At 45.0% G+C, this 21,192-nt stretch carries 14 protein-coding genes; all 14 read right to left on the reverse strand.

All coding sequences use genetic code 11. From position 1 onward, the window contains the following. Positions 1 to 13: 13 nt before the first annotated feature. Entirely contained in the window at positions 14 to 1,324 is a 1,311-nt protein-coding gene (locus tag MUB35_RS06090) for a DUF5605 domain-containing protein (RefSeq protein ID WP_244805892.1), read from the reverse strand. A gap of 56 nt (positions 1,325 to 1,380) precedes the next feature. After that, the gene (locus tag MUB35_RS06095; RefSeq protein WP_054352204.1) at positions 1,381 to 3,765 is read right to left on the reverse strand and encodes a glycoside hydrolase family 3 N-terminal domain-containing protein; all 2,385 of its coding nucleotides are present in this window, start codon (positions 3,763 to 3,765) and stop codon (positions 1,381 to 1,383) included. A gap of 101 nt (positions 3,766 to 3,866) precedes the next feature. Next, entirely contained in the window at positions 3,867 to 5,006 is a 1,140-nt protein-coding gene (locus tag MUB35_RS06100; protein WP_054352203.1) for an AraC family transcriptional regulator, read from the reverse strand. A gap of 107 nt (positions 5,007 to 5,113) precedes the next feature. After that, positions 5,114 to 6,478: an MFS transporter gene (locus MUB35_RS06105; RefSeq protein WP_103733142.1), complete on the reverse strand. Its 1,365-nt coding sequence runs from the start codon at positions 6,476 to 6,478 to the stop codon at positions 5,114 to 5,116. A 3-nt stretch (positions 6,479 to 6,481) separates the two neighbouring features. Further along, on the reverse strand, positions 6,482 to 8,743 hold the full coding sequence (locus MUB35_RS06110; protein WP_118593760.1) for a glycoside hydrolase family 3 C-terminal domain-containing protein: 2,262 nt from the start codon (positions 8,741 to 8,743) through the stop codon (positions 6,482 to 6,484). Positions 8,744 to 8,758: 15 nt separating this feature from the next. Continuing rightward, positions 8,759 to 10,582 carry a family 43 glycosylhydrolase gene (locus tag MUB35_RS06115; protein ID WP_118593761.1) on the reverse strand — a complete coding sequence of 608 codons (1,824 nt, stop codon included), beginning with the start codon at positions 10,580 to 10,582 and terminating at the stop codon, positions 8,759 to 8,761. A gap of 1,267 nt (positions 10,583 to 11,849) precedes the next feature. Then, positions 11,850 to 12,656: an alpha/beta hydrolase gene (locus tag MUB35_RS06120; protein ID WP_244805893.1), complete on the reverse strand. Its 807-nt coding sequence runs from the start codon at positions 12,654 to 12,656 to the stop codon at positions 11,850 to 11,852. A 15-nt stretch (positions 12,657 to 12,671) separates the two neighbouring features. After that, a complete protein-coding gene (locus MUB35_RS06125; protein ID WP_244805894.1) occupies positions 12,672 to 13,493 on the reverse strand; it encodes a ChbG/HpnK family deacetylase in 822 nt (273 codons plus the stop codon). Positions 13,494 to 13,505: 12 nt separating this feature from the next. Continuing rightward, positions 13,506 to 14,387, reverse strand: a complete 882-nt coding sequence (locus MUB35_RS06130) for a Nif3-like dinuclear metal center hexameric protein (RefSeq protein ID WP_244805895.1) — start codon at positions 14,385 to 14,387, stop codon at positions 13,506 to 13,508. 7 nt (positions 14,388 to 14,394) lie between these two features. Beyond that, a complete protein-coding gene (locus MUB35_RS06135) occupies positions 14,395 to 15,276 on the reverse strand; it encodes a carbohydrate ABC transporter permease (protein ID WP_244805896.1) in 882 nt (293 codons plus the stop codon). A 15-nt stretch (positions 15,277 to 15,291) separates the two neighbouring features. Next, positions 15,292 to 16,200: an ABC transporter permease gene (locus MUB35_RS06140; protein ID WP_244805897.1), complete on the reverse strand. Its 909-nt coding sequence runs from the start codon at positions 16,198 to 16,200 to the stop codon at positions 15,292 to 15,294. 22 nt (positions 16,201 to 16,222) lie between these two features. Then, complete coding sequence (locus tag MUB35_RS06145; protein WP_244805898.1) at positions 16,223 to 17,755, reverse strand: ABC transporter substrate-binding protein; 1,533 nt, start codon at positions 17,753 to 17,755, stop codon at positions 16,223 to 16,225. Between the two features lie 91 nt (positions 17,756 to 17,846). After that, positions 17,847 to 19,439: a helix-turn-helix domain-containing protein gene (locus tag MUB35_RS06150; RefSeq protein ID WP_033139398.1), complete on the reverse strand. Its 1,593-nt coding sequence runs from the start codon at positions 19,437 to 19,439 to the stop codon at positions 17,847 to 17,849. Positions 19,440 to 19,444: 5 nt separating this feature from the next. Further along, positions 19,445 to 21,160, reverse strand: a complete 1,716-nt coding sequence (locus MUB35_RS06155; RefSeq protein ID WP_244805899.1) for a sensor histidine kinase — start codon at positions 21,158 to 21,160, stop codon at positions 19,445 to 19,447. Positions 21,161 to 21,192 lie beyond the last annotated feature (32 nt).

Consider the following 21,192-nt stretch of genomic DNA (forward strand, 5'->3'; position numbering starts at 1 on the left):
TTTTCTCCTTTTATTAATTTTGACATGCGAGTACTGCAATCCCTTCTTTTGCCGGAAGACGGACTTCAATCTCTCCCACTGCTGCCGCATAAATCTGTGTCCGGGTCATTTCCCAGACATCCAATACCTCAACGCTGTAGCAGCCGGCTTTCGGAAGTTTCATAGAACAAATAGAAGGACAGCTGCGGGCAAAATACCGCAGATATACTTTCTCTTTAAAATGTCCAAAATACTGAGGATCTGCAAGCAGCATTTTTTCTTTTTCTTTTTCCGTTAATTTTGTCATTGCAAAAGCAAAACCTCGAATGGACTCCGGAAGCTGCATCAGCTTCTGCAGCAATGCACTGTTATCTTCCTGTGTATCCCCTGATCCCTGTTGTTCATATCCGGAAACTATCGGAGACAAGGCTCCCGGAAAACTTTCCAGGATTTCCTTCAGCCATTGAATGCGCCTTGGGCTCTCCCCCTTTAAGCGGCCGCCTTTTGCCCACCAGAGTACCTCATGTTCTGCATAATAAGTTTCCCCATGGGAGGCATAAGCTCCCTGTGTGTATACACACCAGAACCGGTTCACTACTTCAAAAGCAGAAAGATTCCCCCAGTTTTGCTGCAGATTCCCTTCATATCCCATCTCGTCATAAATTACCGGTTTTCCATACCTTTTCATTAGAGTCCCTGCCTCCTGATACCAGCAGGATTGTATGGAAACATGACTTATGGTATCGTGAGAAGAATCATAAAATTTCTGCCAGTTATGACAGCTTATAAGATGTTTCTGAGTATCATTATCTGCAAGAAAACTTTCCAGTTCCCTCCAGTCCTCCTCCTTAAAATCATACATTACATCATATTCATTTGCAAGACTCCACCAGACATTCTTTCGAGCTGAGATTCGCTGAATAATATAGGATAGATATTTTTTTCGTTCACTCATGGTCAGATGCGCAAATCCCCATTTATCATATGGATGGAATAAAATGAGGTCTGCCTGCACACCCATTTCCTCCAGTTCATCCAGAACTGTCTCCAGGCGCTTCCAATATATTTCCACCGGACGATCTACACATATCTTATTCCCTTCCATTTCAAACGGAAACACATCCGGTTCTTCACGTACATACTCATAATATTTTGGAAAAATACAAAACCTGATTTTGTTAAACGGTGAAATCCTGAGTGTCTCCAAAGTCTCCCTGATCCTGTATTCCGGCTGATATAACAATGCATACACCGTTGTGCCAAAAGGGATATACGGTGTACCGTCCTCATACTCAAACCTGGATCCTTTTGTTAATACCTTTCCGCATTTCCTGTTCCCATTCATTTATCTGCACCTTTCTTTCTCCTGATTTTTATCTGCCGCAGCAAATTTATCTGTATCTATAACGCTTCAAGTTCATCTGAAAGAGATGTCAGTATTTCATTCAGTTCTACTGCATCCGGTACCATGGATATCATCACCATACCAAGAAAATCCGCAAGTTTGTCATTCAACATCATAGCCAGATCCCCTTCTTCCATCTTCTCCAGCAGTCCATCTGTATATTTATTTACGATTTGTACTGCGTCTTTATTCTTTATCACTTCAGAAACTCTGCTGTTTCCGTTTAGTTTGTATGCACTCTCCCCAATGATCCGCAGGGGAATTTCTGCAATGATATCCTCCTTGGCTGAAGATGTAGCTACATAAAGTTTAAACTTTCCAACCGGCAGTATCCAGCTCTTTTTATCAGCATCAAAGTACCGGAATGCATCTTTTGTTATCTGCACAGATATTTCTTGTTCCTCCTGGGGCTCCAGCTCTGCTTTTGCAAATCCAACCAGTTCCTTAACCGGCCGAAGTACATGAGGATTTTCTTCTGACGCGTAAATCTGTACCACTTCACTTCCCTTGCAATGACCTGTATTTTTTACTATAACAGAAATATCAAGCGTGTCTTCCTCCAGAACGCGGAATATCCTTTCCTTTTCCCTGCAGCTTATTTCAAATTTTGTGTAGGATAAACCGTAACCAAAAGGATACTGTACCTCCACTTTACGTTTTTCATAACTGCGGTATCCCACAAAGATCCCTTCCCCATAGTACACATGGTTTCCTTCCCCTGGGAAATTCGGATAGCACGGTGTATCCTCAAGCCTTTTCGGAAATGTCACCGGCAGCTTTCCTCCCGGATATGCTTCGCCAAACAGCATATCTGCAGCTGCTACGCCGCCCATACATCCCGGTATAAAAATACACAATATACTGTCAGCATATTTCTCCCATGTTCTCATGTCCACCGGACCTGCCACGTTCAGAAGGACAACTGTCTTTAGCCCTTTTTCTTTTGCCAGCTTCAACACCCGGGGAAGCCTCTGCCTGTCTTCCTTTTCTATATCCATGTCTGCACGGTCCGCATTCTCCCCCGCCGGTGCCGTAACGGTATAGACCAGTACATCGGCATTATCCATATCCTCATATGAAATCACAACATCCCTGTATTTTTCACATGCTTCAAATACATTACTATGTATACCTGTTATCACTGCAGTAGACCCGGTGCCGCATTCCATAAATTTCTTGCTGCGTTTTCCGTAAAATGTAACCCTACCGCTCTGCTTCAGTGGAAGCCCCCCTCCTTCATTCTTTAACAGAATACTGCCGGCAGCAATGCAGCGGCGCATTTTCTCACAAATTTCCTCCCGCTTATAAGTAAACTCTTTCCCAGCCCTGCTGTCTCGTATCCTAAGAATCAGATTCAGAATCCGCTCTACAGATCTGTCCAAGTCTTTTATAGAAAAAGTACCATTTTCCAGCTGCTTTTTTACCTCTGTCATATCCGTCGGACCACAGAGAATCATGTCCATACCCGCCATGATCGCCTCTGCTTTTCTCTCTTTTACCGCTCCCCAGTCACAGACAACTGTACCATCAAATCCCCACTCTTTTCTGAGCCAATCATTTAGAATTTCCCCGTTATAAGATGAAAATTTTCCATTAATAGAATTGTACGCGCTCATGATAGTCAGAACGTTTGCCCTCTGAACCGAATCCTGAAATCCTCTGCCGTAAATTTCCCGCAGCGCACGTTCCGATACATGTGTATCTGCAGTATTGCGGTTTGTTTCCTGGTTATTAGCCAGAAAATGTTTTGCGCAGGCGGCTGTTCCGGCGGACTGTATTCCTTTGATCACCTCGACTGCGGTATCTGCCACCAGTCTTGGGTCTTCGCCGTACATCTCATAACCACGTCCACCAAGGGGATCCCTGATAATATCCACATTCGGCCCCATGCAGTTATCCACCCCTGATGCCCGCATTTCCTGTCCTATAGCCTCACCGATGTCTCTTGCTACAGTTTTATCGAAGGCAGCGCCTATATTAATCCCCGAGGGAAAGCACAGAAACTCTTTTCCCCGAGGACGAAAGTGTTTCATATGCTGAATCACATTTAGCATCATTGGTTCTTCTTTATACTGTTTTTCTGCCTCATCGAGGTCTATTTCATTCAATACCGCCAATTCTGTAAATCTGGTAAACAGTTTTTTTGTCTCCTCTACAGCATCTGCACGCTCCGGCGCACTTAAATAGTCGAGTAATATCTGATTTCCATTAACACCGGTTGCCCCATCCAGCAGATACAAAGAAGGAATGTCCATATCCGGAATCGCCAGCGTATGGCACGCAGAATATTCCCCCACAAGATTCAGCTTTTCATCAATGGTCAATTCTCCCATAACCTTCTTAACGGATGCTTTATCAATTAATTTTGTTCTTGTTTTCATTCTTGTTCTCCTTAATCATTCTATCTTGTTCTAAAATAAAACAACACCCGTATTTTTCATATCACGGATGTTGTTCTTTTAATACGTATATTGTTTTTCTGTTACTGTCTCTGTCTTTGATAACTTTCTATATATTTATTCTGTTTGCGGTATTCTTTTGGTGTCACTCCATATACATCCTGAAACTTCTTTGTAAAATGGCTCTGGCTGGAAAAACAAAAATAATTCGCAATGATGGAAATCGGATAATTTGTATACCGCAGCATATTGGATGCGTGTTCGCAGCGTTCCCGCAAAATATACTGCTGTATTGTCATTCCTTCATTCTGTGAAAAGATTTTGGACAGATATGTCCGATTAATCGATAATTCATCCGCTATGTCATGTACTTTAAAGTTTGTCCGCAGATGATTGGCAATATAATCTTTACATCTTTCCACATGCAGGTTTTTTTTCTGTCGGCTCTTCTGTTTGCGTACTAATTTCGCATAGGTAAGCTCCATGTCAAAAGTTAATTTTTTCATATCTTTCATGTCCTTTGTCTGCTGCAGCTTCTGCAGGAAATAATCAGACAGATCATATGCCTCCTCCGGATTTGCTCCGCCGCGTACCGCTGCACGGCAGCACAGCGTGACACTTGCCACACAAAGATATTCCATCCGTTTCTTTTCCTCCCAGGCAACCTGTCCGACACCTTCCGGCTCCGGCATTTTTGAAAGTTCAAATAACTTCTCCAAATCCCCTCGTTCGATTGCCTCTAAGAATACAGTCTCATATTCAATACTGTTATGGATTCTGTTCCATTCAGACTTATCGAGCAGATACATTTCATATCCTTTTGCATCCTGCAGTATATGATATTCTCCCACCCAATGGATCTCCACCTCCTCTTCTATCATCTGTCTGCCAGTCAGAAAGAAATAAGAGGAAGCTGTCACATTGGCCAGACGCCGCAGGTCTTCCTGTACCGGTCCCCACACGACGGCTGTACCTGCATCATCTGTGAACATTCCATAGAAATGTGTCTCTGTACTGCCGTAAATAAACGGTTTTCCAATTTCCTCAAGTTGTTTCATCCAACGGGCTATCGCCTCATCATCTCTATTCCACTCCACCGCATCCGTATTTTCTTTTGGAATGCAGATATGTTTTACGGTTTCGTCTGACTGTCTTTTATATATACTTACAGGAACCCTGCTCCCAACATAAAGTCTGTTCAGGAAAAATTCTATTCTATCCATACCAATCACCTCATTTCATTCTATCACATTTTGAGGCTTTATTCAGCACAAAAAGCCCTGCCCAAAATTCTTCTGAACCGAGCAGAGCTTCTTTGAATATGATTCTTTTATTGTACTGCAGCCTTTCGCCTTTCTTCCAGTTCTTCACGGATTTTCGGCATCTTCTTATCCAGATCAAACAGTCTGATAAAGAGAATCAGAAATGCATACAGTACTGCAGGTATCCAGCAGTACAGCGCCACAATAGATCCCATTGCTGTTGAAGACTGGACAGCCAATGTCCCGTCGAATCCACAGATTCCCATCAGAAGTCCTACACCGCCGGCAGCAATCCCACCTGACAGTTTCCCGGCAAAGCTGTTGATCGCACTCAGTACACCCTCCACTCGTACACCCTTTTTCCATTCATGGTAATCCATAATATCAAGGAGCAGCAGAACTGTATAGTAAGAGGGCGCCATACTTGCAAGTGACTGGAATAAGCTGCCCAGAACCAGCAGTGGTATATTGGCCCCTGCAATACCTCTGATTACGCTTCCGATGATTCCAATAAAAAATGAATACAGAAACAACTGTTTCAGGGATATCTTACTCAGCAGTTTTGGCATCAGCAACAAAAGGAATGGTGTGATAAGTCCCAGCATATTCACAATACTCAGAAGCTTGATATCACCTACCACATATGCGAAATAATAAGTTCCAACACTGGAAACGGAATTGCTAATCAAGTTTACAAATAAAGTGATTCCACAAAAAATCCATATGTATTTATTCTGCATTGCCGGAACAAAATCCTTAAATCCTATTTTTACTGCAGCACCTGCCGTTGTATCCACCTTTTCTTTTACAAGCAGGAACCGTCCCATACCAATCAGCATCATCGGGATTGCCATGATCAATGTCATTGTCGTCCATCCGCCTTTTGTCGTTCCAAGAGTTCCCATCAGGATTGGGAAAACCATACCAGCCGCCGTGCAGAAGAGCATGACAAGCAGACCGTTTACAGACAATAATTTTGTTCTGTCATCTTCATACTTAAAGGCACGGACAAGATAAACCGCCTCAGAAGCATTGAGCAGTGTTACACAGATACAGTTGATGAACGAATAGATTGCAAAAACCCACACTGCCTTACCGAGATTTCCCAAATCCGGACAGCTGAAAAGTAATACTGTTGCTGCCCATACAAACAATATACTGAATTCATACGGTCTTGCCTTTCCCCAGCGTGTCTTTGTTTTGTCAATCAGTACACCTGCAAAGATATCTGTAACACCATCAAAAATCTTACTTGCCATTAACAGCGTACCTACAAGAACCGGTGACATAGCAAGGATATTCGTACAATAAAAGGTAATCTGCATAAGAACAATTACATTGACTGCTATGGAAATTGCTCTCCCGGACCATCCTGCCATCTGAATTGGACGCATTCTATATGGATCCTGTTGATACTTTTTTTCTTTTTTCATTTTTTATTCTCCTTCTCTGTTGACTGCCTCAACCAACTGCTCCAGCATTTCATATGTAAGCCCCGGAGCAAAAGATAACATTGCCCGCAGAGGCATTGCGTTGGACGTGGCTTCCAGTGCCTTTTTATTCATAAATTCATCTTCTATATCTTCATCCTGCTGTTCCTGCATATGAGGAAAGAACTGCCCCATAAGTTTCATGGCTTTTGGACTTTTTTTGAAATCACCCATGGGCGAATTGATGGTAAATCTTTCTTTTTTTAAATATTTAGGCTTTACTTTCACTTCCGCTGTGTGCAGAATCTGTTCTGCTGACGCCCCAATCTGTATCGCATAACTTCCCTCCGGTACATACCAGTCATGCAGTCCTTTATCCCACTGTGCAAATGCTCTCCTGTCAAGCCGGATATGTATCTTTTTCTTTTCCCCGGATTTCAACTCTGTTTTTTCAAATGCACGAAGCTCTCTGACTGGCCGGACCGATACCCCATGTAAAGGTTCCACATATATCTGGACCAGTGCTTTTCCTGTTCTATCACTGATATTTTCTACATCGACAGATACATGCAGTGTTTCACAATCTGTCATTTCCCTGCGGTCAAGCTGCAGGTTAGAATATCGAAATTCAGAATAAGACAATCCATGGCCAAACGCAAACAAAGTCTCCTTTTTCACCGTCCCGTAATATCGGTATCCCACCAGCAGTCCTTCTCTGTAAATAATATCCTCTTTTTCTCTGCCATAATACGGATAGACAGGTGTATCCTCCACTCTCAGTGGAAATGTCTCCGCAAGATGCCCGGAAGGATTGACATCACCAAATAAAAGCCGTACAGCCGCCTCACCGGCAGCTTCACCTGCAAGATAAAGTTCCAGGATTCCCTTTACCTGATTCACCCACGGCATAGTAACAGGCGCCCCGTTATGCAGCACCACAACCATATTAGGATTAACTTTTGCCACTTCACAAATCAGATGGTTCTGATATTCCGGCATATCCATTTTGTTTCTGTCCAGCCCTTCTGATTCGAAGTATTCCGGAAGTCCGGCAAAGATTACCACCTTGTCCGCATACTTTGCCAGCTCTGCCGCTTCTCTAAGCAACCTGTCATTATTTTTACCCTGATCACAGTATCCTTGAGCAAAAGTAATGTTTTCCATATCCGCCACTGCACTTTTTGCTGATGTAACTCTATATGGATGGATATGGGAGCTTCCTCCGCCTTGATATCGAGGTTTATCCGCATATTCCCCAATGAAAAGTATCTTGTCTTCTTTTTTCAAAGGAAGAATCTGCTCCTCATTTTTTAATAATACTGCACTTTCCTCTGCAGCTTTTTGTGCAGCTGCATGCCCCAGTTCAAAATCATATGCCGGCATACATTCCTGCTTTGCTGCCCGCTGCTGAATATCCAGAACTCTTCCAACTGCCCGGTCCAGAATCTCCATCTTTACCTTTCCGTCTTTCACTGCCTCTTCTATGCGCCTCACATTATCCCTGGCTGGTCCCGGCATTTCAAGATCCAGCCCTGCCTGCAGACTTTCTACCGGATCATTACAGGCACCCCAATCGGTCACAACGACTCCATCGAATCCCCATTCACTCCGTAAGATATCTGTCAGATATAAGCTATTTTCGCATGCATAAGTCCCATTTACCCTGTTATAAGAACACATCACTGTCCATGGTTTTCCATCTTTTACTGCCATCTCAAATGCAGGAAGATAGATTTCCCGCATTGTCACTTCATCCACCACAGAATTACTTGTCTGGCGGTAATATTCCTGATTATTTGCCAGAAAATGTTTTGGACTTGCGCCCACTCCCTGGTTCTGTATACCTTTGATGAATCCAACTGCTATCTTTCCTGAAACATAGGGATCCTCCGAATAATACTCAAAACTGCGTCCGCAAAGGGGAGACCGTTTTATATTAATGGACGGTCCTAATACCACACCAACGTTTTCCGCTCTGGCCAGTTTTCCAATCTCTGTACCTACCGCTTCCGCCAGATCCGGATCAAAGGAAGATGCAAGTGCACATCCTGCCGGAAAACAAACTGCGGTATTGCTCTCATTCAGTCCCAGATGGTCTGTAGCTTCAGTCTGCTTTCTCAGACCACTCGGCCCATCTGTCATCAGCATGGGCGGTATACCGGATTCTTCATCTCCCCATGTCTGCCAAAAATCTTTGCCCGCACACAATCTGGCCTTTTCTTCTATAGTCATAGACTGTAATCTCTCTTTTATCTCTCTACTGTACATGATCCGCCTCTTTTCTCATCCCCTCACCTTTATGATTTTACCTTCTGTTATACCATTTTCGTTAAAGGTATCTACGCGGATGTAAACCGGCTGACCGGCTACCAGAGCTCCTATTCGGCCTTCCGTGGCACCCATGATTGTTCGGCTGTGATACATTTTATCCGGTGCATATCCCCACAAAAGATTGGCATGTACACCTTCTTCTGCCTCCCAGGTCACCTTTAAATCCATCTCACTCTCCGGTACAAAGCTGACTTCCCGGGCCATTGCAGGCATTGTTCCATTTCCCTTTCCGAATATACGGATTCCTGAAATGCATGGATTGGCACCATATGGAACCTTCATAACCGTCACTTTTATAAAACGGACTCTCTTCGGGATTTCCCACTCCAGGAAATCATGGGGCAGATCAGACCTTGCCTGTGATTTATCTTCAAGCACCTCATAGTCTGACCCGTTTGTTGATCCTTCCATAACCCAACAAGTAACCTGTTTTTCTAAATCCAGCCATCGTTCTTCGTATGGAAGCACCTTTGGCTCTTGTCCTTTTGGAAGTTCACGCAAAATTCCGTCATCTGCAAAATTAATCTGCACGGCTGACACATCATATACTTCTCCCAGATCGATCTCTGCCCATTCTCCCGGAGCAGCCGCTGCTGCCTTCCAAATCGTCTGGATATTTTCATCTGTAACGTTCTGAGCACCGTCACCGGACGATACCCTCACTTTTTTTCCGTAGGAAAGCAACATCCAGTCTGGTTTTGCAAAGGCAGGAGCATCCATGGCAATTGGCCAGTCTCCAAACCGCTGGTCACAAAAAAGTTCACCATCTTCATCAAATCCGGCCTTCCACAATCCAAGTCTTCTCTCAAAATTCTCATTATGGCTGATACGCATGGATGATATATGCCAATACTTTCCTTTTCTGTCCTCTAAGGTTGAGCCATGGCCTGCACCTGTAATAAACCCTCCGGGCTTATAGGAATAAGGATTGTTATTTGCCGGTTTAAATGGACCAAGCGGTGAATCTCCTATATAAGTTCCATCTCCATAAACATTATACTCCGTTCCTGGTATTGCATACTGGAGGTAATATCTTCCTTCATGTTTTGTCATCCAGGCTCCCTCGATATACGGCCGGTTGCTGAAATATCCACGAAGCTGCGCCTTTACTTGTTCCTCCGGAAGCGGCAGTTCTGCCCCCTCTTCTTTTGCCTGATCCTTCATCATGGAAATCATGTTTTCCACCTGTTCCTCGATATCCGCATCTGTATGGGGAGCCACATGTTCTTCCCCAAATCTCTCATACCCGCGCACATCCTCATGACTGCGAATCATTACCTGCTTTTCCGTGACCGGCTGCATGGTTTTGGAATCAAGTTCGACTCCATAGATTGGCTCCATATTGGAACATCCCCAGTAAAAATACACACGCCCATCATCATCAATGAACAGATTTGGATCCCAGAACGGGAATGTGGCCGGAATTCTCTCAAAGGCCTCTGTCCGTGGATCTTTTGTCCGATAGAACGAACCATTCTCCCCATTTCTGGACGCGGAAAAATACATATAATCTCCCATAACACGAACATCAGGTGCATAATCATAAACGGGGATCTCATTTCCTAATCTGTAATAGTTCCAGTCATGCAGATCTTCACTTGTAAAAAATCCAGCTGTCATGGATGGAAACAGATAGTACAATCCCTTAAACGCAATCAGTGTCGGATCTGCTGCCTCACGGTATACTTTATACAGATCATTCTTCCCCGATTGATTCGGACGTCGAAAGAATTGATAGCGATATTCCAGATTCATAGGATTACAATAATGTTTCATTAAATTTCCTCCTTATACTTTCACGTCTTATAACGATTCAATATCTATATTATAATCATCCAGGGAATTCTTTTTTACTATATTTGTTGTTATTTTTTCATGTATATTGTTTTATTGAAACATTTCAAAGTTCCCCTGTCTCTCCTAATATCTCATTAGTCTCAGCCCGCTGACAAATCGTTTTTGTGGCATTAATTTTTATTTACACGGGAGTTTGACAGTCGAACATTAGAAAAGATACTCGCAGGTCGCAAAAAACCTGCTTTTTTATGTCAAATCTTTTGTCAGAATAGATTAGCAAAGCTCTAAGTCAGGGGTTCAAAATCAGAAGCCTGATAAGAAGACCTATGACCTCCTTGGATAGCGGTCCCAGTCACGATGCAGAACATACTGATAGAAATCCCTGAGTTTTGCAATATAAACATTGACTGTACGGGGATTAAGATGTCAGCTATCCTTCAGAAATAAGAGTAAGTCACAACAGTACCGGGGACAAGATTACGAAAAGAAAGGATGTCGATTTGCTGTTTCAGATAGTTTGTATTTTGTTCATTCATGGAATGAGTCCTCCTGTAAAATATGTTAATTTGTAAGGTCACAAAAAAACTTTACAGGCGGAACAGAAATGGACTTGTAAAAAAGCGAAAAAGTCGATATACTCATACACGTGGAAGCCCTACGGAATGGGAAACTGCGTCGTCAAACAAAGACCTCATCTGTGGGGCTATTCCTTTATTTAAGATGAGCCAATTATAAAATAAAAAATCTGCCAGTACAATACCGGCAGAGAAAAATAAGAAAGGGCTCTTCGTGGAGAACTGTGGGTTAAAACATCTCACAGCCCCACTGGTTATGCGGATTGCTCCCTATTTGATTTTCGATTTGGAAGTGGAATCACCAAATTTTACCGCAGTGAGGGCATCAGTTTTGCACTCTTGACATTGCATAAAGAATTAGCTGAAGCCATCTGTGGATATTTCCTTTCGGTAAGAGTTTGGATGCTAATACCATAAGGAACCACAGATGGTTTTCAATATTTATTTTCTAATATCTAAAAATAGGGCATCAAAAACATTTTCTGCGTTTAGCTAATCTTTCATATAACACTTCTGCATGGAAACTTAAAGGATACTACATCCGCCTGGGATAACAATATATCCATATCGCTCCAGTCCGCGACTACAAATCCATACCCCGCTGCATCCTCTAACCGCCACATTGAGCAGTATTCAGGACAACATTCTGTTTCCCGATTATCTGCAAATTTTTACGGAAGCACGATTTTATTACGTGAGCCTTCCGGAATACCTGTCAAAAAGGAAAATACTGCATCCATCTTTCCTTCCCAAAAGTCTGTTTCATGGTCTCCGTCGCTTTCCTGGTAAACGATGGGCACACCTGCCTTCTGCAGTTCCTCTGCAAATCTCTTATCTTGCTCATATACAAGCCTGTCCTGTCTGCCGCAGGTCACATACACTTCCGGCATCAACTCTTTTTTCTCAAAGGCATCCAGATATGTCTTGGTAAGATTGGTATCGCCAGCCAGAAACTCTTCCCGGCTGCCAAATATATTATCCAACAACTCGATGGAGAATCCGGCATCCGGTTGGTTTTCGTGTACCTCATAAGTATCAATTGCCGGAGACATCGCCGCAATCCTGCCGAAGGTATCTGCATAACGCATTCCATTCAGAAGTGTTCCATATCCTCCCATAGACACTCCTGCAAGATAAGTATCCTCCCTCTTATGGGACAGCGGGAGCAGCTTCCTTGTCATTTCCACCACTTCCTTGCCTACAAAAGTAGAATAATTCATATTTCTTTGGGGATGATCCACATAAAAGGAATTATCTCCGTTTACAATCACTACTGCCACACCTTTTAAATCAGACTGTCTCCGCATACTCAGATATGTGTAGATTTCATCACTGTCTCCGCTGTAACCAGGAAGGAAATACAGGGTTCTGTACGGAAACGGTACTTCTGCGCCCCATCCGTCAGTGGGCAGAAATATCTCCAGGAACACGCCCCGTGTTAATGCTGCTGATTTGTACTCCAATTTCATGTGTGCCATAATTTATCTCTCCTTTTATTTTTTCCCAAAATTCAACATAGACTTCAGTATCGGCAGTCCATCTCCCTGCTCCTTTGCCTCAGTATAACATACAGGCCGAATATCCAGTTCTTCCCGCCATTTTGTCCACGCATGTGCCGTCACTGCCATGTACTCCTGGTTTCTCTGTTTCTCTATCACACCTGCCGGTATTTCCTCATTGTAGAATAACCGCATTTCTTCACACCCCACCGCGGGGTGTGTCACATAACTGTACTGCCTTCCCTGCTGCAGACCTTCCAGCCACAGCCTTACCCCTTTCAGATAAACTTCATCCTTATCCGTAAAAGGGGGCTGTCCCTGTTTCGCAACAGAATAATAATTTCTCGCACTGATCAGACCTTTTTTCAATGTCCAGTCCTCTATAGCCTCAGCCAGCCCGGGTACCCACAGTTCAGGTCCCATATGGCTGTCCGCATAGGCAGCGGAAAGTCCCAGTTTTGTCAGTCTGTCAAGCTGAGCGTCATATTCCTTTATAATCCCGTCCACATCCGGTTTTCTCCCGGCCAGCTCCCACTGTGTCTGAAAGAAATACCCTCTGTCATCCGTTATCTGTCTATTGTCTGTAAGCGCGCCCCAGCGCACTCCATTCCACTCAGAGTTCAGGGTCAGATGCAGCCCGATATCAATGTAGATATACTTCTTTAGCATCTCTGCTCCCTCTTCTATATAAGGGGCACAGGCTATACAGGACACATTCCGCACTACATATCCCGTGTCTGCGGCCTCCAGGATTGCCCTGTTGGCCGCCCGGGCGGAGCCGAAATCATCCGTCCTGCTCAAAAGCTGAATACTCAAGTTATCTCCTCCTTATATTTTGTCCATTTCCCGCTGCTGCATATATGTAAAATACTGTTCCGTCTGTACATAATGTACAGGTACCTCTTCGCAGAGCAGTTCTTTTATCCAGTCCGCCGCGTAGCGCATTCCCAGCTCTTCCATATTGTAATGGCCGATATTAAAACATGCTTTCGCCTTACCCAGGGACACTGCATCGTGGATATAAGACAACAATGTCCATTCTATGATCTCTCCGGGAATCACCGCGTCAATACAGTCCTCTTCCTCCATCTGGCGCATGATCTGTGACGAGTAGTCCCGGTAATATCCATCCTCCCGGATCTCATCACCCGGCTGCGGATACAGATGAGCCACAATGGCAATGCGGCGGATCACATCCCCGGGTCTTCCCACAAACCGGATTCCGTTCATTCCCAGCTTGTCCATCAATAATTCTGCCAGTTCCTGCACCGTAACCGGCGGTATCTCGAAGGCGTAATATAGAGGGATCTCTCTCCGGGCTTTCAGCTCATATGCTTCCCAGCCCAGATATTTCACAACTCCTTTGAAAATCAGATCCGGCTGGTGGGCATGGATATGATCGTGATCCCTCCACACGGTGATCCCATAACGCTCCAGCAAAGCTTTTTTCTCATCATAAACCCGGTTTTCAAATTCTCCCTTCCATTCAGGGTAATCCGGGGTCTGATAATAGATCGGCTCATGGGTCACCAGCAGGTTACAGCCAAGCTCCGCCGTCTTCCTGATCACATCCACTGTGGGCACCAGAGCGCTGACCACCCCTGTACACTCATCCGACGGATTTCCCGATTTATACCCGTCACATCCGTCATAATCCGGAATATCAGGGTGGAACTGCAAGATACGGTCAATAACTTCTTCATTTTTCATTTTATATTTATCCTTTCACTGCCCCCACTACTACACCCTTGATGAAATATTTCTGCACAAAGGGATAGATGAGTAAAATGGGCAAAATTCCGATCACCGCCATTGCCATACGGATAGATGTTCCCGGAAGGCTGACAGCGCCGGTCCCCATCAGGCTTCCAGTATTCTGCTTCAAGGCGTTGATATTGTTCATGATCTTCAGCAGCAGGATCTGGATGCTGTACAGCTTGGCGTCATTGATATAATACAGACCGTTGATCCAGTCATTCCAGTAGGCCAGACCTGAAAAAAGGCTGACTGTGGCGATCGTAGGCACGGACAGCGGAAGTATGACCTTCCAGAATATTTTCATCTCCCCTGCCCCGTCGATCTGTGCCGCTTCGATCAGAGAGTCGGGAATGCTGTTGGTGTAATAATTCTTCACAAGAAAGACATTAAACGCTGTCACCAGGTAATTCGGCAGGATCAACGCCCATATGGTATCCTTGATCTGAAATACCCTTGTCCACATAATGTAAGAAGGTACAATACCTCCGCTGAACAGCATAGTAAAAAATACAAAAAAGGTTAATATTCCTCTGTACTTAAATGCCTTTCTCGACATGGGATATGCCAGCATGGCTGTGATCAGGACACTGCCAAGGGTGCCCACAACCGTCACCAGTATGGATACACCGTAGGCCCGTACAATAATCGCCCCCTGCTTTACCATGTAAATGTAAGCGTCAACGCTCAATGCCCCAGGCAAAAGAGAATATCCGTCGCGCAGTAAGGTTTTCTCCTCTGTAAAGGATGCGATCACGATCATCAGGATGGGCACCATAGTGACCACCACCAGAATCCCAAGGATCACAGTGGCTATGACATTAAATTTTTTAGAATCAGACATCTGCTTTCACCTCCCTTAGAACAGTGCATTTTCCGGGTTTATTTTTTTCACAACCGCATTGGCTGCCACCACCAGTACAAATCCAATAACAGACTGGTAGAATCCCGCCGCTGCCGCCATACCTACATTGTTGGACTGCATCAGTCCCCTGTATACATAAGTGTCAATGGTCTGGGTAACTGCATACAGCGCTCCGGAATCCTGCGGCACCTGATAAAACAGACCGAAATCAGAGAAGAATATCCTTCCCACCGCCATCAGGGTCAGAATCGTGATGGTCGGGACCAGCATGGGCAGTGTGATGGAAAATATCTGTTTCAGCTTGGAAGCACCGTCGATAGATGCCGCCTCGTAGATAGATTTGTCAAAGCCTGAGATACTTGCCATGTAAATAATGGACTGATAACCTGCATTTTTCCATAGAAAGACCAGCACCAGTATCAAGGGCCATACATTTGGCTGCATGTACCAGGAAACACTCTCCTTCCCCATGGTGCGCAGAATCGTGTTGTTGATAAAACCTGTATCTGCACTTAAGAAAGCAAATCCGATGATACCTATCACAACCCAGGACAGCAGGTTCGGCAGAAGCAGGCAGGACTGAAATATCTTCACCCGCATCCGCTCACCTAGCTCGCACATCAGGATTGCAATAAAGATAGCCACCACGGTTCCCAGTACGATAAACACCAGATTATATAAGATTGTGTTCCTGGTCATGATCAGGGCATCGTCTGTTGCAAACAAAAACTTAAAATTCTTCAGACCGCACCAGTCACTGCCAAAGATTCCTTTGGAATACTTGTAATCTTTGAATGCCAGGAAAATCCCGAACATGGGTATGTAATTGTTGATGATCAGGTATACAACACCCGGCAGAGCGATCAGCATAAAGGGAAGCGTGGTTTTAGAACTTTTTTTCATATTCTTTCCCTCCCTTTAAGCGTCACTGAGCTGCCAGCCATGCATCCAACTGTTTCTGTTTTTCAGCTATGACATTTCCAAGTCCGGCGCTCTCCAGCGCTTTGTTCAGCTTCGGAATCTCTGTTTCCGGTTCCACGTTGCCACAGAACAGTCCGGGCAGATACTGACTCAGAACATTTGCGATTGCCGTATACTCCGTGCTAACAGGTGCTGTGTCAAACACAAATCCCATAACTGGTGAGGAAGCAGCCTCTTTGTTCTGTTCTTCTTCCCATTTCAGGGAATCCAGATTATTGCCTTCCATCTGATACTGAATAAAATAATTTCCCAGTGTACCGCAGCTAAGCTGTGCTGTGTAAGGAACTGTAGAGGCATCCTCCCCCTCCGGATAATTAACAATGTCTTCTTCCTTTACCACATAATCTCTGCCCTCGATTCCATAAATCAAAAGATTCACAATCTCCTTATCTGAATAAGTCAGATTCAGGAATTTGAGAGCCGCCTCCGGCACTTCACAGTTAGTAGAAACCATGAAGGTCACTGCATTAACTGTTGACGTATCAATATAAGCCTCTTTCAGAATCCTGGCCCCTGTCGGATAACCCCATTGAGTCTGTAAGCTGGCTGCTGTATCTTCTTCCGGATAACTGTAGGAAGCAATAGCACAGAAATAATTTCCTGAGGACAGCAGTTCCAGAGACATACTCGTGGTCGTAGCCGCATCTTTCATGATATAGCCCTTGTTATACCAATCCCTTGCCATCTTGCAGACATCCATGAACTCCTGGCTTTCAAAGAGATTCACAACCTTGGTGTCATCACCCAATAAAACACCCTTTGGTGCGGTATAGTCATCGCCAAGGTAATCCACATTTGTACTGTAGAGCCTATTCAGTCCTGTATCTCCCGGTGCAATGGGGGCCAGCGGTGTGATATCAGGACGCCCTTCCTTAACCTTCTGAAAAACAGCATCCAAATCCTGCACACTGTTTACCTGACTCATATCAATCCCCAGTTCTTCAGCAATATCTTTGCGGTAAGTAATCATAGGCGTAAGTGCCAGCGGTTTGTAGACCGGTATTCCATAAATCTTACCGTCTGCAGTACAGGCATTCATCCACTCTTCACCCACCAGCTCTAGTGCCTCGGGTGCAAATTCCGGCGCCAGCTCTGTGATATCCATAGCCATATCCGCGGCAACACAGTCCGGGAAATTAAACAGACTCTCAAAGAGATCAATCTGCTCGCCCGCCTGCAGGGACAGACTGATCTGATTGTTGTAATCCGCGTAGGCGATAGGCTTTAACTCCACCTCCACGCCAATCTTTTCCCTTGTGATCTTGTTCACAGCTTCCTGTACCTCAGCAAGTCCTTCTTCTGAGGGAACATTGTTAAAGGTCTGGTAGGCAAAAACTACCTTTTCATACTTGTCAGAGTCTGCCTTGGCGCCTTCTTCCTTCTTGCCGGAACCCCCGGAGCCGCCGCAGGCACAAAGACCGGCTGCCATGCTCATGCCCAGAACCACTGCCATGATTTGTTTCATTCTTTTTTTCATTTTTCCTTACCTCCTTTTGATACTCCCATTATAGGTGATATCCATGGTCTGATTCTTGCAAAAACAAGTCTTCCTTTTTCAAAAACAAGCCTCATACGCCTGATTCACGCTTCCTGTATTCATTCGGGGTAAGACCCGTATACTTTCTGAAAAGAGTAGAGAAATAAGAAAAGTTATCCATCCCCACCTCTATAGCCACATCGCTCACCAGCTTATCTGTCTGCGCGAGAAGCCTTTTCGCCTGTCCGATCCGGTATTCGTTCAGATAATCCTTCAGGCTTGTGCCTGTTTTCCTCTTATACATCTTCGCCAGATATTCCGGGGTCAGAAAGAAATGCTCCGCTATCTCATTTCTGCCGATTTCCTCCCCGTAATGCTTATGGATATAATCATTGATCTGCCCGATCATGGTATTGGATTTCCGGATCTCCTCCTCATAGGCAAAGGTACGTTCCAGCAGATATGCCGCCCAGCGCATCAAATCCAGGACAGAGCGCACCGCCTTCTTCTCCATATCCACAGACAACTGGTCCCCCAGAAGCCTGGATGCCTGGATTCCCCTCTCTGTGAGGTAGAAATAATCGGCCTGCAATAGCTCCTGTTTCACCTTGATCAGCATTTCCCGGTCCAGATTACCCGGTTCATGCATCAGCGCCGTACATCTTTTCAGATAATTTAATAGTCCGCTTTTGTCCTTTTTGTCCAGGTATTTCTTCAGCTTACCGCCATCCAGTAAAGCATCTCCGGTCCTTTGCTTCTCTGAAATCTGGCTTTCCAGCACCACTTTGCCGTAAATTCCCACATTCCAGGACATTTTCTTCAGGATTCTGTGATATGTCTCAAAGAGCCGGCTGACATCACAGACCCGGCTTACGCAAACCGTCATCACACAATCTATATACTGCCTGACGGAATCCACCAATATCCTGGCACGGTCAAGCATAGTCTCATCCGAATCCACATCGCAGACTGCTGCCAGCAGCAGCTCGTCGTCTTTCTCCTGACAGATGACCCGCTCATTTTCCGGTGTACTGCACAGAATCTCTGAAAACAGATTGTTCAGGACAAATTTCAGCAGCTCTCTGCCGTATTTGGCAGTATCCTTCTCCACATCTGTAAATTTCGCTGCCAGTATCCTGTACTCTGTTCCCAATTCCAGTTTCTGGCCGCCGGATATCAGTTTGCTGTTGTCCTCATACATTTTTAGAGTGAACGGTTCCTTCAGCAGGCGTTCCACAAAGGACAGCTTGATATTCTTATAGTTGTGCTGGAACCAGGCTTCATACTCCCGGGATTTTCTGTTTGCCTCCTTCTTCCTGATGTTCTGAATGCATTTCTGAAGGGCCATCTCCAGCACTTCTGCATCAAAAGGCTTCAGGATATACTCAGCCGCCTGCATTTTCAGTGCATTGGCAGCGTATTCAAAATTCTCATGGCAGGTCAGAAGCAGAAATTCCCCGTCCAGTTCCTGTTCCCTGTACCACTTAAGGAGTTCCAGGCCGCTTCCCTGGGGCATCTCAATGTCACTGATGATAAGTTCTATTTCCTGCCTGTCCAAAATCTGCTTTGCATCCTCTATGTTGTATGCCTTGCAGACCTGCTCCACCATAAGCCTGTCCCAGTCCACTGAACTTTCAATGGCATCCACGATCGTGATATCATCATCAATAATCAACACATTCATTTTCTTCACCCAATTTTGTTCTGTACGGTTTCTTCCTTCATCTCATGCTTCGCTTTTTCCGGAATGAGCAGGAGATTCCGGCATCCGTGAGGCTCCACATTTGACATCTGGAACAGGTCCGTCCTCTCATACATCAGATACAATATCTTTCGTATGCTCCACAGACCGATCCTCGTCCCCTCCTCCGGATACTTGTCGTGATATTCCCCCATCTCCTTCAGAACATTTTCCGGATAGCCCTGTCCGTCATCCTCTATCTCCACAGACAGCATGGTTTCATTTTGGAAATGAGCCAGGGACACCCGGATCAGAATGCTCAGTGTTTTTCCCGGATAGACTGCGTATTTGTACTCATTTTCAATCAGGGTGTGGATCAGAAGCTGGGGAATCCTCCACTCCTCACACTCCTTTGCCATCTCCACGAAATAAAATACACTTCCCGGATACTTCAGCTCCTGCATCTCAAAATAATTTTCCACATGGCTGATCTCTTCCCGGACAGGAACTGTATGCAGCCCGGAGCGGAACATATACCGGATATTTTTCGACAGAGATTTCACATAGGCATCAATCTCAACATTTTTATTCTGCATACTCAGACTGGAAATCGTAGTCATGGCATTCAGGAAAAAGTGGGGACGCAGGGTCAGCCTGACACATTTTAGCTCTGTGTCTTTTAATTCTAACTGTTTCTCGTAGCTCTGGATGCGCAGCCCCACGATCTCATCCATCAGCCGGTTAAATGTCTCTGCCAGACGGATAAACTCCCGGCTCTCATATCCGCCCTGAAACCGCAGCTCGTAACTGCCGTCAGAAATCTCGTCCATCACGCTGGTCAGGTGCTGCATGGGATGCAAAAGCTCTCTCCTGATATAGCGTATGACCAGAAGCGCAAACACGATGCTTCCCAGGATCAGCAAGATAACAATGACCGCACTGTAGCGGATACTGCCCAGCACATCATAGGCCTTCACAAAGGATTCCAGGCACACCTGCCCCTCCACGATCTCCATCTGCCTTTTCACAAACTGCGGCTCCTCCAAATTCTTCCCTTCCTGCGAAAGCAGCTTCGGATCATTTAAGAATCCAACCGATGTCCAGACTGTGCCATCTCCGTCAGTTATGGTAAACGCCTGGTTTCCAAAATCCGTATTGTCCCAGAAATGCCTCAGTCTCTCCATAGACAGAAAGGCTGCCTCAGCCCTGGTTCCGCGCATATAGATTCTGTAAATATAACTCTTTCCTTCGATAGAAGTAAAGTACCACCTGGCCTTTTTCCTGCCCTTTCTGGACATTTCCAGCACAAATTCCCGGATAGCCTCCCCTTCCTGAAAGCTCACCCCATCTCCCTCGGCACTGAGACAGATATCGTACTCCCCTTCTGCGATCACCAGCATCTGAGCGCTGTCATCCCATGCCGTCAGATCTTTGATCTGATTACTGAGAGCCAATGAAGCGTAAAATCTCTCGCTCTCGTCTTTGCTCTCCAGTTTTGCGAGGTTTATATTCTGATATACAATACTGTTGAGCATCTTTTCCATCTTATCCAGCCGGTCTTTGATCTCTTTGCCGTAAACCTGCAGGAAGTTATCAGAGGACTGTATGATCTCCTCTCTGGTCTCGGCATAGGAGAAATAGACAAATACACAAAAAATGAATATCAAAAACAATAACTGGGCCGTGACCAGCGCTATGATTCTGCGGACAATTGATTTTTTCATAGATAATCCTCTCTGCTGTGCAAACAGCCCCC

The sequence above is a fragment of the Blautia sp. NSJ-175 genome, from assembly GCF_022867815.1.
Taxonomy (GTDB): domain Bacteria; phylum Bacillota; class Clostridia; order Lachnospirales; family Lachnospiraceae; genus Blautia; species Blautia celeris.